The organism is Candidatus Salinivivens marinus (assembly GCF_965655845.1).
Lineage (GTDB): Bacteria > Pseudomonadota > Alphaproteobacteria > Rhodobacterales > Rhodobacteraceae > Salinivivens > Salinivivens marinus.
Map to the genome: position 1 here is coordinate 1 of NZ_CBFHHX010000006.1, position 13,206 is coordinate 13,206.

Annotated in this window: 14 protein-coding genes and 1 tRNA gene; 7 read left to right on the forward strand and 8 right to left on the reverse strand. The window is 39.6% G+C overall.

Annotation, left to right across the window (positions count from 1 at the left end; translation table 11 throughout):
* Window positions 1–632 precede the first annotated feature (632 nt).
* From ACTF5Q_RS06545 to ychF, 7 genes are all read right to left on the reverse strand, one after another.
* Window positions 633–860: a TOBE domain-containing protein gene (locus tag ACTF5Q_RS06545; RefSeq protein ID WP_438953839.1), complete on the reverse strand. Its 228-nt coding sequence runs from the start codon at window positions 858–860 to the stop codon at window positions 633–635.
* Between the two features lie 44 nt (window positions 861–904).
* Complete coding sequence (locus tag ACTF5Q_RS06550; protein WP_438953840.1) at window positions 905–1,603, reverse strand: aspartate/glutamate racemase family protein; 699 nt, start codon at window positions 1,601–1,603, stop codon at window positions 905–907.
* Entirely contained in the window at window positions 1,593–2,882 is a 1,290-nt protein-coding gene (locus ACTF5Q_RS06555) for a dicarboxylate/amino acid:cation symporter (RefSeq protein ID WP_438953841.1), read from the reverse strand. Before ACTF5Q_RS06555 ends, ACTF5Q_RS06550 begins: the two co-directional genes overlap by 11 nt.
* Window positions 2,882–3,817, reverse strand: coding sequence for an ABC transporter substrate-binding protein (locus ACTF5Q_RS06560; protein WP_438953842.1), 936 nt, complete (start codon window positions 3,815–3,817; stop codon window positions 2,882–2,884). The genes ACTF5Q_RS06555 and ACTF5Q_RS06560 overlap by 1 nt, the downstream gene beginning before the upstream one ends.
* 60 nt (window positions 3,818–3,877) lie before the next feature.
* Window positions 3,878–4,120, reverse strand: coding sequence for a hypothetical protein (locus ACTF5Q_RS06565; protein ID WP_438953843.1), 243 nt, complete (start codon window positions 4,118–4,120; stop codon window positions 3,878–3,880).
* Window positions 4,121–4,349: 229 nt separating this feature from the next.
* Window positions 4,350–4,439 (reverse strand) — tRNA-Ser (locus ACTF5Q_RS06570).
* 110 nt (window positions 4,440–4,549) lie between these two features.
* Window positions 4,550–5,647 (reverse strand): redox-regulated ATPase YchF, encoded by a 1,098-nt coding sequence (ychF, locus tag ACTF5Q_RS06575; protein ID WP_438953844.1) that lies wholly within the window; start codon window positions 5,645–5,647, stop codon window positions 4,550–4,552.
* 141 nt (window positions 5,648–5,788) lie between these two features.
* Here ychF and trpA point away from each other — a divergent pair, with 141 nt between their 5' ends.
* The 5 genes from trpA (at window position 5,789) to ACTF5Q_RS06600 (ending at window position 9,858) form a co-directional block, all read left to right on the forward strand.
* Entirely contained in the window at window positions 5,789–6,580 is a 792-nt protein-coding gene (trpA, locus tag ACTF5Q_RS06580) for a tryptophan synthase subunit alpha (protein ID WP_438953845.1), read from the forward strand.
* An 85-nt stretch (window positions 6,581–6,665) separates the two neighbouring features.
* A complete protein-coding gene (locus ACTF5Q_RS06585) occupies window positions 6,666–7,829 on the forward strand; it encodes an alpha-hydroxy acid oxidase (protein ID WP_438953846.1) in 1,164 nt (387 codons plus the stop codon).
* A 112-nt stretch (window positions 7,830–7,941) separates the two neighbouring features.
* Window positions 7,942–8,595 (forward strand): 50S ribosomal protein L25/general stress protein Ctc, encoded by a 654-nt coding sequence (locus ACTF5Q_RS06590; protein WP_438953847.1) that lies wholly within the window; start codon window positions 7,942–7,944, stop codon window positions 8,593–8,595.
* Between the two features lie 107 nt (window positions 8,596–8,702).
* Complete coding sequence (gene pth, locus ACTF5Q_RS06595; protein WP_438953848.1) at window positions 8,703–9,392, forward strand: aminoacyl-tRNA hydrolase; 690 nt, start codon at window positions 8,703–8,705, stop codon at window positions 9,390–9,392.
* 82 nt (window positions 9,393–9,474) lie between these two features.
* Complete coding sequence (locus ACTF5Q_RS06600; RefSeq protein ID WP_154039140.1) at window positions 9,475–9,858, forward strand: DUF2237 family protein; 384 nt, start codon at window positions 9,475–9,477, stop codon at window positions 9,856–9,858.
* A gap of 29 nt (window positions 9,859–9,887) precedes the next feature.
* On the opposite strand, the gene proS is transcribed toward ACTF5Q_RS06600, so the two are convergent.
* Window positions 9,888–11,249: a proline--tRNA ligase gene (gene proS, locus ACTF5Q_RS06605; protein ID WP_438953849.1), complete on the reverse strand. Its 1,362-nt coding sequence runs from the start codon at window positions 11,247–11,249 to the stop codon at window positions 9,888–9,890.
* Window positions 11,250–11,394: 145 nt separating this feature from the next.
* On the opposite strand from proS, the gene ACTF5Q_RS06610 reads away from it, so the two are divergent.
* Together ACTF5Q_RS06610 and ACTF5Q_RS06615 are read left to right on the forward strand one after the other, a co-directional pair.
* Window positions 11,395–12,465: an AI-2E family transporter gene (locus ACTF5Q_RS06610; protein WP_438953850.1), complete on the forward strand. Its 1,071-nt coding sequence runs from the start codon at window positions 11,395–11,397 to the stop codon at window positions 12,463–12,465.
* Window positions 12,443–13,141, forward strand: a complete 699-nt coding sequence (locus tag ACTF5Q_RS06615; RefSeq protein ID WP_438953851.1) for a chromosomal replication initiator DnaA — start codon at window positions 12,443–12,445, stop codon at window positions 13,139–13,141. The genes ACTF5Q_RS06610 and ACTF5Q_RS06615 overlap by 23 nt, the downstream gene beginning before the upstream one ends.
* Window positions 13,142–13,206: the final 65 nt, after the last annotated feature.

Below are 13,206 nucleotides of genomic sequence, written 5' to 3' on the forward strand. Positions count from 1 at the left end.
AAATTTCTAATTGATTTAATTATAAATTATCAAAACGAAGTATATGTGCATAAATTTTCAAAAAATTAAATTTGTACAGCTTCTTTCTGGGCTTAATGTTCTTTTCTAGCTTACTTATTCTTGTTTTTGGCCCCCACCCACTAATTTAGGGCAAACTGAGGAAATTTTTTCTTCTATTGTGGGGCAAAACCATTTTGCTTTTGCCTCACATGTGAATTTGCGACAGCGAGTGAAAAAAAGCAATTTAAAGTTGGGTAGGGGAGTACTTAGTAGATTGTGACAGATAGAAACCCGTAAACACACACAAAAAGCACAAGACGCGCATGGACGCGCATGGACGCGCCATAAAAGCTGTAATAAGTCAATATTGTGGGGGCAAATATGGGGGCGAATAATAATTAATATCCACAACCTATTGTTTCTATTATATTAATTATGTTTAAATGGCGGAGGGTTATGAATCCGAAAGTGATTAAGTGGCGGGAACAATTCTATCCAGAAGTAAAAGAGTGGGAAGGCTTGAGGTTAGATGATTAACTACTAGCCATACTATCTGTTGGTATCTTTCTTCTTAAATTAGATTAGCTCAGACTGCGGTATTGGCGTTTCCAGATATTGATATAGTACCAAATTTATTCTTTTGCTATCATCACAGAAGACGCTGGAAATAAACAAATCACCGTATCGTCTAACTTAAGATTTAACTCATCAACCTGGTCTACGGGAATTGAAGAATATATATTTTCATCAGTATTATATTCTAGTAAGTCAATTGTAACCATGCAAACACTAGGTCCTGGATCTAAGGCTATAATCTTACCTCTTATCTGATTTTTAGCTGATATGTTAACGCGTTTCAAAACAATCTCCAATCCAGTTTAAAATAAATGAACAACCACTATGATTAATTTTTAATACTCGCTTTTAGAACACATTCATGAGCCAAACATTCTTGGGTATCGAAATAATTATAGCAAGAAATTTCTGAGGCCAAAAGTGATAATTCTGTACAGCCCAAGATAATTGTTTTGTCACTTGCCTTTAATGATTTATGGGTATTTTTATCAAGAATTTTTTGAACACAACGTCTAGCTTTCTGAATTTTTCCACTTTTTACATAACCTATAGCTAAATTAATTAAATTCTGCGTAATCTCATCGGGCAAGCAAATCTCAAAATTGTGAATGTGAGCAGGTTTTTGAAAAATTGCCGAAGAGATGGTGCCATCCGTGGCCCATAATTCAGCTTCTTGAACTTCAGACTTTTGAGCAGCGGCGATTGTGATTTCAGGCATATTTAATATTGGTACATTTGAAATAGCCTGTAATTCTTCAAACCAAAAGTGAGCAGAATTGCAAGGCATAACAATGTATTTACACCCAAGAAAGTTAAGATATTTTACTCCCTTTATTAAATGCCTAAGTGGTTCGTTCGAACCTTCTATAATTGAAGTTGACCTGTCTGGGATCTTTGTGTCCATTAAAGTAACTGATGAGATATGATCTTGGTCACAACATGCAGGAGTAAGTTCAATTAATCTCTTCAAAAACGATGTTGTTGCTTCAGGCCCCATCCCCCCTAATACCCCCAATTCAAATGTCATTTATCGTCATCTCTGTTTTTTGGTGTTTTTTTGGACAAACTAAAGCAGAGATTGCCATGTTTCCTACCACGAGTAGAACTGTTCTCAGTACATCACTAATTACATCGACAGCTATAAATAAGATCAAAGCTGCTTCAAAGGGCAAACCTAGAAAACCGCAGGCTATGCTTACCATTGACAGCGCTACTATTCCACTTGCGCCAGCTGACGCCATCCCAGCTAAAAAACACGCCAATCCAACCAGTATTAATTCACCAAACTCAATTGGCCTTCCATAAAGTTCTGATATAAACATTGTAGCTATAATGTAAAATACTGTCGGTCCAATTCTTGCTAATGAAACAGATAAGGGCACTAAAAGTTCAGCCTCAAATTTTGAGAATTTAAGTCTATGCAACCCTTCAATCATTGAAGGCATGCTTGCAACACTGCTTCTCGTTGCAAGCGCAACAGATACAGGTAATTGAATCGCCTCAATCACCGACAAAAAAGTTTGTTGAGACCTCCTCCACAAAACAACCACAGATAGGAGTAAAATTACTAAAGAAGCAACTAAAAGTGTCCAGAGAAAGTCTCCCATAACTACAAAAGGTCCAAACCCGGTTTTTCCAATTTGGCTTGATACAGCTGCAAAAAGCGCTAGGGGAAGGGGGACGATTAACCAACTAGTGAACATTAAACAAGTTCTATAGACGCCTTCTACTGCCGAAGTGAGAGTGCCTTTTAGGGTGGCCGAGACTGAACCTAATGCAGAACCAAAAAAAAGAGCAAATATCAGAACAGATAAAGCTTTTCCTTCTGCCATAGCAGAAAAAATATTACTTGGGACAATGTCTAATAAAATTTCCGCGAATGATAATGTCGCTTCCTCAATATTATTACCAAAAAGTTTCATACTTTCGATAGGTTCGGAGCTTGTTTCTTCTACTAACAAACCCAAAGAGTTCTGATTTTCAGATCCAGAACCACCCCCCGGCTGAAATAAGAGCCCCACTATTAGTGTGATAGCTATTGTTAGGGGAAGAAAGATAGAAAAAACAAGCAAAAATCTTGCTAAAAGTTGTTTTGCGTTACCATCTCCAAACAGACGGCTGATGCTAAAAATAACTGCAGAAATCATCAAAGGTAGCGTCACAACCTTAAGAAGGTTTATGTAAACTGAAGACAAAAATTCTAAACTAATCGATAACTGAGGAAAATATTGACCAAAGACCAACCCACTAATAATAGCGAAGATTACGGCTAACGGATGTTTCAAGATTAAAATTAAAGTCGACATTAATATTTTTCATCTTCTATTTGTCGTGCTTTATCCAGTAATTCTTTTATACCTATATTGTTAAAATTTTGTTCCAAAAACATCTCTACAAAACTATGAAGAGTCGTATTTTCAATAGACACTGCTATACCAATAGTATCTAACTGATCATCAAACGCGACAGGTCTCAAAAGCAAAGAGTAAGATTTCTCAGATTGCATGATTTTTTGGACCTCAAACTCATCCAAATATAGGGCTGTGATGTTCCCTGAGATTAAAGAAAAAATAAGTTCTTCAAGATTTGCATATTCTTTTAGTATTGCTTTTGGAAAATTATTAATTGCATATCTTGAGAAAGAAGAGCCTTCAATTACGCCCAAAGTCCCATCAAAGTTTTGAACTAAAGACTCGAGAGATCTGCCTTTTTTAATTTTTGCCAACTCTTTTCTATTTAATAAAATTGCTTGTCGCAATGTCATATATGGAGAACTAAATACTACTCTTTTAGATCTTTCTAGTGTCCGAGAAATTTTACTTATGCCGAGGTCAGCTTTGCCTAAGGCAACCTGGTCAACAACCTCGTCAAAAGTATTTGCGTTACGTAAAAGTTTAAGTTTGACTCCCAGAGAGCTAGATATTTTGTTTGCCAGATCGACGTCTGTTCCAATTGTATTGTTATCATCAGTCCTATAAAAAAATGGAACGCGATCATTCTTATTCATAGCTACTGTCAAAAATCCTTTTTCAATGATTTTTTCTAAATCGGGGCTAAGAATTTCATTACGAACTGTATATTTAGCCATCTCATGTGAGGCTATACTTGTTGTAAACAAAAATGACAAAACCACTGTTATAGGAAAATACATAATTAACCAAATTTTTCGATTGGATAGTGTTTGTGTCATCGGGGCCAAGTGATTTTTGTTTTTTTTACTACTTGAAATATTGATTTGCAATGTGCCCAAGGTTATATTTTTTTTTTAAAAACCTACTATTTGTGGATAAAAAATGCGCAATTAAATGCTATCGTCTATTTTTTGTGCAAAACTAAACTGTGAATTGCTTCTCGTATCAAATAAAAGCTTAGTTGTAGTAATAAGCAGGGGCTTTTTGTCAATAACTGTATCATCGACCACTTCCTCTTCACTATTTTCCGTAATTTTAGCCTCTATGTTTTCAGTTACTATTGCCGTATTTTCAATTTTCAAAAAAATTAAAAGAGTGCTTCTTAAATAGGTATCATTTGTTTTTGCTACCATCGGGTTTCTGGGCATACTTCCAAGCAAAACAATAATTTATTTATGATTAAGTGGTGCCCCCACACGGACTCGATCCGCGGACCTATTACTACGAGACCGTTGCTAATGTTGCACTCGCTAAGGTGCGAATAACGGGTGTTATAGTTCTGATTAATGGTGGGTAGGCTGGTGGGTAGATAACGGCCAAATATATAATATATAATTATATCAATAATATATATTGGTATAGTGGCGGAGACGAAGGGATTCGAACCCTCGAGACGGTTTCCCGCCTACTCCCTTAGCAGGGGAGCGCCTTCGACCACTCGGCCACATCTCCAAGACTGTGTCTAAGCGGTTGAAAGATTGTTGACAAGAGCAATTTTTTTGATCCCATTCTAGACTGTTTCATTCTTTCAAAACAACGAATGACCTTGCCACCAAAAAGATCTAGGTATTGAAAAGAAAATGCATTACGTCTCCATCTTCTACTACGTACGCTTTGCCTTCAATCCGCATTTTCCCAGCTTCTTTAGCGCCACTCTCACCCTCAAATGCAATATAGTCTTTATATGAGATGGTTTCCGCACGAATAAAGCCTCTCTCAAAGTCGCCATGAATGACGCCAGCGGCTACTGGTGCTTTTGTACCCTTTTTAATAGTCCATGCCCTAGATTCCTTAGGACCGGCAGTAAAATAAGTTTCCAGATTTAGTAAATCATAACCAGCCCTTATAAGTCGATCCAAACCGGCCTCTGATAGTTTCATCTCTTCCAAGAACATCTGTGCTTCGTCAGACTCCAACTGGCTGATTTCTTCTTCAATTTGCGCACTGATAATTACCATCCCTGCATTATGTGAGGACGCCATTTCAGCAACTTTGTTTGAATGACTATTTCCAGTTGCTGCCGAATTTTCCTCAACATTACATACGTATAATATTGGCTTAGCAGTTAACAGCTGCAGCATTTGCCAATCCTTTTGATCTTCATCTTCCACTGAAACAGATCTAGCTGGCATACCCTGCTCTAACTGTTTTAATGCTGACTGTAACAGCCTTTCCTGTTGGACTGCTTCTTTATCTCCACCCCTCACTTTGCGGCTCAGGTTTTGCAAGCGCTTTTCAATGCTTTCGATGTCAGCTAACATCAATTCAGTTTCGATTGTGTCTGCATCAGCTAAAGGATCAACTCTTCCTTCAACATGGGTCACATCAGAGTCCTCAAAACAACGCAAGACATGTGCAACCGCATCTACCTCTCTGATATTTGCCAGAAACTGATTTCCGAGGCCTTCGCCCTTAGAAGCCCCTTTAACCAAACCAGCTATATCAACAAATGTCATTCTTGCTGGAATGACGTTTTGTGAAGCAGCGATTTTGGCTAACTTATCCAAGCGGTCATCCGGAACAGATACTTCGCCAATATTTGGCTCAATTGTACAAAACGGAAAATTTGCTGCTTGTGCAGTTGCTGTTTTCGTTAGCGCATTGAATAGTGTCGACTTACCAACATTTGGCAAGCCAACTATACCCATTTTAAAACCCATTAGAGACAACCTTGACTATAACTTCGTCTAGCTTTTAAGCTGACAGTCCTAGACTTGCAATAAACTATTAAGACTATCTCTTGCCCAACTAGAAATTTTGGTTCACAAGACTAAAATAACGGATGGGCGAAAGGAAATTTAATGACACGTATTGATAAAAAATTTGCTCAACTTAAAGCAGAATCTAAGAAAGCCTTCGTATCCTACATAATGGCAGGTGACCCCAATTTAGAACTATCTTACGAATTGATGGAGCGACTACCAGCTTCGGGAGTTGATATCATTGAGTTAGGACTTCCTTTCACCGACCCAATGGCAGATGGGTCAACGATACAATTAGCTGGTCAAAGGGCACTCAAAGAAGGAATGACACTTCAAAAAACATTGGATATGGCAAAGAAATTTAGATTGGTCGACGATGTAACCCCTATTGTTCTAATGGGCTATTACAATCCAATTTACAGCTATGGTGTTGAGAAGTTTCTGGAGAATGCCAAAGAGTGTGGCATCGATGGTTTGATAGTTGTTGATCTTCCTCCGGAGGAAGATGATGAACTTTGTATTCCGGCTCAAGCAGCGGGGATAAATTTCATAAGATTGGCCACTCCGACAACGGACGATAGAAGACTACCACGCGTATTGCAGAACACTTCTGGTTTTGTTTATTACGTGTCAATAACAGGTATTACTGGTGCAGCGTCGGCGAAGGCAAACAATGTCGGACCGGAAGTAGCCCGAATTAAATCAAAAACAGATTTGCCTGTAGTGGTAGGCTTTGGGATAAAAACCCCAGAAAATTCGCGTGAAATCGCATCCATAGCCGATGGCGCAGTGGTAGGATCTGCAATTGTAGAAAAGTTTGCTGATGGAGCATCTGTGGATGAAATTTGTAAATTTGTTGAAAGTTTAGCTACTGGTGCTCACGCTGCCTGAGGTTGCTAAGTAAACTTAAGATGCCATGTTTTGTAATATGAAATTTGTAAACCGTTACCTTGAAATCAGATAAAGCCGGATCATTATGCCAGTAATAACAAATATTTCAGACCTGCAAAGAATTTACAAAAAACGCGTTCCGAAGATGTTTCATGATTATGCTGAGTCCGGAAGTTGGGACGAGCAAACGCTCGAGGACAATTCGTCTGACTTCAAGAAAATCCGCCTGCGCCAACGTGTTGCAGTCGATATGACAGACCGCAAAACCAACTCGGAGATGATTAGGCAACCTGTAACAATTCCAGTAGCTTTGGCACCAGTAGGCCTCACCGGCATGCAGCGGGCTGATGGCGAAATTAAGGCTGCCAAAGCAGCTGAAGATTTTGGAGTGCCGTTCACCTTATCTACAATGTCAATTTGTTCAATTGAAGACGTTGCGAAAAATACCGACAAACCATTCTGGTTTCAGTTATACACCATGAAAGATACCGGATTTGTCCATAGTTTAATAGACAGAGCGAAAGCTGCTAAATGCTCAGCACTTGTAATTACACTTGATCTGCAAATCTTAGGTCAGAGACATAAAGACCTTAAAAATGGGTTATCAGCTCCGCCCAAACCAACTTTTAGAAATATGTTAGATCTTTCAACCAAATGGACTTGGGGCTTGGAAATGCTGCAAACTAAGCGTCGCACGTTTGGCAATATAGTTGGGCATGTATCTGGTGTTGGTGACACTTCGAGCTTGTCAGAATGGACCCACACTCAATTCGACCCTGCTTTAGATTGGGACAAAATTTCAAAAATTAGGGAATATTGGGGTGGCAAGGTAATTTTAAAGGGCATTCTAGACAAAGAGGATGCCAAGATGGCGCTTCAGGTTGGTGCTGATGCACTCATAGTTTCAAACCACGGTGGCCGCCAGTTAGACGGCGCTATCAGTTCTATGGAGGCCTTACCGTCTATACTAGAAGCGGTTGGAGATAAGATTGAAGTTCACTTGGATGGGGGAATAAGGTCTGGTCAAGATGTTTTAAAAGCGATTGCGATGGGAGCTAAAGGTACTTACATTGGTCGCCCATATATCTACGGCCTTGGGGCTTACGGCGAAAAGGGTGTAAAATTAGCCTTAGGACTGATGCAGAACGAATTAGATATTTCCATGGCATTATGCGGATACAAAAATATTAAAGACGTGGATCGCTCTGCGATTTTATTACCAAAAGACTTTGGTAAGGGCTGGTCGTGACCCCAAGTATTGGCAACCTAAACTTTCGACTTTAAATATTTTTTTTTTTGATATAAGGACATTTTTCAGTGGGCTACAGCCTTGGAGGAGCCCAAATATTAGGAGAAATTAAATGGCAAAAGAAATACCAGATTTAGTTGCTGTTGCGCGGACGGGGACAGGCAAGGGCGCCGCTCGTCAAGCTCGTCGTAATGGCATGGTACCCGGCGTAGTTTATGGTGGAGGCGTAGACCCCCTGCCTATCCAAGTACCATTCAATGAACTTTTTAAGCGCTTGAAAGCAGGACGATTTAAGTCCACTCTTTATAACCTGAAAGTTGATGGTCAGGATGACGTCAGAGTGATTTGTAGAGACGTACAGCGTGATGTGGTTAAAGACCTTCCTACTCATTTAGATTTTATGAGACTTCGAAGGACAACACAGATTAATTTATTCATTCCAGTTGAATTTATTAATGAAGCAGACGCTCCGGGGCTCAAGCGTGGCGGCGTTTTAACAGTTGTGCGTCCGGAAGTTGAACTCGTTGTTACCGCAGCAGATATACCAGAAAAAATTACTGTTGATCTGACCGGGCTCGATATTGGAGACGTTATTTCTATTTCATCAGTAACACTACCTGAGGGTGCAAAACCTACAATCGATCGAGACTTCGTAATTGCTAATATCTCAGCACCTTCCAGCTTAAGATCTTCTGAAAGTGATGAAGAGGAAACGTCAGAAGAAGAAGCAACAACTGATACAGAAGAAACCACTGAAGAAGAATAATTAACAACAAATTTTGTTTTTATCAGGGCGATGCATTGTATCGCCCTTTTTCTTTACAAACCTTCGGTCTATGCTAACGGTGGATTATTTATTTGCAGAGTTGCGCTATGAAGCTATTCGTCGGCCTTGGAAATCCTGGTGAAAATCATTCAAAAAATCGGCATAATATTGGTTTCATGGTCGTTGACGCCATTGTAAATCGGTACGGTGGAACACCTTGGAAAAAGAAATTTCAAGGCTTGGTAAGTGAAGTGACACTAAACCGGGGAAAACTAATTTTCTTAAAACCCTCGACATTTATGAATTTATCTGGACAATCAGTGATTGATGCATCCAGGTTTTTCAAGCTCCCTAGCACTGAGGTATGTGTATTTCACGACGAGCTAGATTTACCTTTTTTGAAGATAAAAACAAAAATTGGTGGAGGGCATGCAGGTCATAACGGGTTGCGCTCAATACAACAACACTTAGGACCTGATTATTTCAGAGTTCGCCTTGGTATTGGGCATCCAGGCGATAAAGCCAAAGTTGCCTCGTACGTCTTAAGTAATTTTCCAAAGAATAGTGAAGCTGATCTAAGTTTTTTGCTTGAAGCAGTCGCGGAAGGCTTTCCTCAACTACAAGAGGGAAATCAAGAAAAGTTTTTGAATATTGTAAGTGGGCAAAGTAACACTTCAAAAAAAACCTCAGATAGAAAAGTGCCGAAAACAAAGCCATCTCCTGGCAAACAGACACTCGATAGCAGTAAAGAAACAAAGAAAAGTGCTTTAGAGCGTTTACTAGAAAAATTTCGGTGAATTTTCATCATTTCCAATACTATCTGGATAAAATCAGAGTATAATCTAATTCACTAATTGGGAAATAAGTAAAGGTGGGTACATGAGTAGTGACTACAGTATGGCGGAAAGCTTAAATGTTTTAGGTGAAGAACTGCTTCCGTGTTCGAATGATCCTCTAACTGGTTTTTTCAGAGATGGTCATTGTAACACTTGTCAGGCCGACTATGGCAGTCATACAGTTTGTGCCGTTATGACGGAGGAATTCTTAGCCTTTTCTAAATATGTGGGCAACGATCTATCTACACCCAAACCAGAGTTTCATTTTAAAGGTCTTAAAGCTGGCGATCAGTGGTGTCTTTGCGCCAGTCGTTTCTTACAAGCATATGACGAAGGCTGCGCTCCAAAAGTTAACCTTAACTCTACACACAAGAAAGCTTTGGAAATAGTGCCAATAGACGCCTTAAAAGAATGTGAAAACATTTAGCAATACACTCATTCAGCCTGCACAGATAGTCAATTAAATAAAAAGTCGCCCACTTTCACTGATCTGTATACGTGAGCAATTCTCTCAACTGCCTTCTCAGGCGGAAGTTCCTCTGAAACGCCAGTTTTTCTGTTTGTAAGCTCTACCACTCCATTTTTCAAACCACGCGGCCCTACAGTCAAGCGCCATGGCAAGCCTATCAGGTCCATAGTGGCGAATTTCCCACCTGCTCTTTCATTCCGATCATCGTAAAGAGGTTCTAAGCCTAATAAGCTGAGAGAATTATACAGGGCTTCGCAAGCCTCATCCGCCTCCTCGTCACCCTGCTTCAAGTTTACAATCCCACAATGAAATGGGGTTACTCCTTCGGGCCAAATAATTCCATTTTGATCGTGTGATGCTTCTATAATCGCTCCAATAAGTCTCGAAACGCCAATCCCATGAGACCCCATATGAACAGGCATTTTACTACCCTCATCATCTGCAACATAAGCTCCCATAGCTTCTGAATATTTTGTTCCAAAATAAAAAATTTGACCAACCTCTATGCCACGCGCACTTTTTTGCCGCTCTTTCGGTAGCTCCGCAAATAACTTGGGATCATGTGTTTCATCAGTCCTGGCATAGAGCGATGTAAACTCATCCAGTATAGACTGGCACGCGGCTTTATCATTGTAGTCGATATCCCGATCACCAAAAGTCAAATCTGTCACTTTGGAGTCATAGAAAACTTCCGATTCCCCTGTTTCAGCAAGTACAAGAAATTCATGCGTGTTATCACCGCCGATTGGACCACTGTCAGCCCTCATCGGGATCGCTTGCAATCCCATCCGCTCATATGTCTTTAAGTAACTAACAAGGTGTCTGTTATAAGCATGCAATGCATCCTCTTTTGTTAAATCAAAGTTATACCCATCCTTCATGTAAAACTCTCTACCCCGCATGATCCCGAAACGAGGACGAATTTCATCGCGAAATTTCCATTGAATTTGATAGAGTGTAAGTGGCAAATCTTTATAACTCGAAACATGCGATCTGAATATATCAGTCACCATTTCTTCTGCGGTTGGTGTATATAGTAAATCACGATCTTGCCTGTCTTTTATCCTTAGCATTTCCTGGCCGTAATCATCGTAACGACCACTCTCACGCCACAAATCCGCAGATTGTAAAATAGGCATTTGTATCGGTATATGACCGGCCTTGATCTGTTCTTCATGAATAATGTTTTCAAGTTTACGCAAGACTTTGAAACCGAGTGGTAACCATGAGTAAATGCCAGCGGCTTGCTGCTTAATCATTCCTGCGCGCAACATTAATCGATGAGAAACCACTTGTGCTTCTGCTGGGGTCTCCTTTAAAACTGGTAAAAAGTAACTGGAAAGCCTCATAAAAACCCTCTTGTGATGGTATGTAACATAAACAATTAACGTTTAACGAGTGTATAGGGCACAAACAAGGGTTGTAAGATAAAAATACAACTTGAATCAAATGCTTGCATGCGCGATCTATGTAATAACAGTCTAGGAGAAACACATGGCCCTGCCAGTGAAAGATCAGATCAAATACTGGATGATTGCTGCGGCAATATTGCTTTTATTTGTTTGGCTTTTAGGAGATATTTTACTCCCATTTGTTCTTGGCGCTGCAATTGCATACTTGCTGGATCCAATTGTCGATAGACTAGAACGCCTCGGAACTGGAAGAGTGCTAGGAACAACATTGATTTTAGTGGCAGCTTTTTTTGTCGTATTTTTTATTTTCTTGCTAGTTATACCATTGGTAATCGATCAAATAAGACTTTTTGCTAAAGCCGCGCCAGATCTAATTAGTACAGTACAAGAGGTTATATTAAGTAAAATAGCCTCGATAGCTCCTGAATCTGGAGCTGTAAACTTAACTTTATCTAAGTTTACAGCAATTGCTCAGGAAAAATTGGGAAATATAGTTGGAAGTGTAATGGCCTCTGCTATTTCGCTGATCGATATAATAACACTTTTGGTAATTACTCCAGTCGTAGCCGTATATCTTCTGGTAGACTGGGACCGTATATTACTAAAAATAAATGAACTGCTTCCCCTTGATCACGCTGTAGTCATTAGAAGCTTAGCTGCAGAAATAGATACCACTTTGTCAGCATTCGTACGTGGCATGATTGCGGTTTGTTTGATTTTGGGGATTTACTATGCAACTGCTCTTAGCCTAATCGGGCTAGAATTTGGTCTCATAATTGGACTGATAGCAGGTTTGGTTAGTTTCATTCCTTACGTAGGCGCTTTGTTAGGCGGTGTTTTGGCAATTGGATTGGCTCTAATTCAATTCTGGGGAGATTTCGAACTCGTAGCGTTAGTTTTTGGCATATTTATTGTTGGTCAAATATTTGAGGGAAATATTTTAACTCCAAAATTAGTCGGTAATTCCGTGGGTTTACATCCTGTATCGTTAATCCTCGCACTTTCTTTGTTTGGAGCCTTTTTTGGTTTTATCGGTTTGCTGTTGGCGGTACCTCTTGCAGCCAGCGCAGGCATAATTTTAAGATTTTTAATCAAAAAATACAAAATGAGCAGGCTATTTTTGGGTGAAAATGGAAGCAAACCAGATACCTAGGCAGTTAGCATTTGATCTACCCTCTCGTCCCGCACTAGGGAAAAGTGACTTTTTCATTTCGGACTGCAATTCGATCGCTGTAAAGTTAATGGAGGACTGGTCTAACTGGCCCAACCGCCAGCATATATTATCGGGACCGTCAGGCTCTGGCAAAACTCATTTAGCACTAGTATGGGCCAAGTCGTTATCAGCAAACGTCATAAATATTTCGGATTTTTTTGATATTGATCTACAAAAGGTAACCTCAGCTTCCCTTGTAATAGAAGATATTGATGAACAACAAGGAAGCCCAGAATTAGAAAATAATCTTTTTCATTTGTTCAATATGCTACTTGCAAACAATTGTTACCTACTTCTTACAGGCAAAAAAGATCCAAAGTTTTGGAAAGTAAATCTGCCAGATTTGCGCTCACGAATTTTGGGTATGAGAAATGCACGTTTACTTCCACCTGACGATAAATTGTTTTTAGCCTTGATCGCTAAACTTTTTGCCGACCGACAAATTTACCCGAAGCCAGAAGTATTGCAATACATCGCACGCCACGGTGAGAGAAGTTTTAGCGCAGCCAGTAGATTGGTAGTCTTTTTAGACAAAGCAGCGCTTAGTGAAGGAAAAAAAATAAGTCTAAAATTTACTGCCTCACAACTGCACAAATTTAATGATTTACAATCATAAATTGAATGTTGACCCAATAATAATTGAATGCGAAATAAGTTAAGATAAAAATGCGCAAAGGTAAC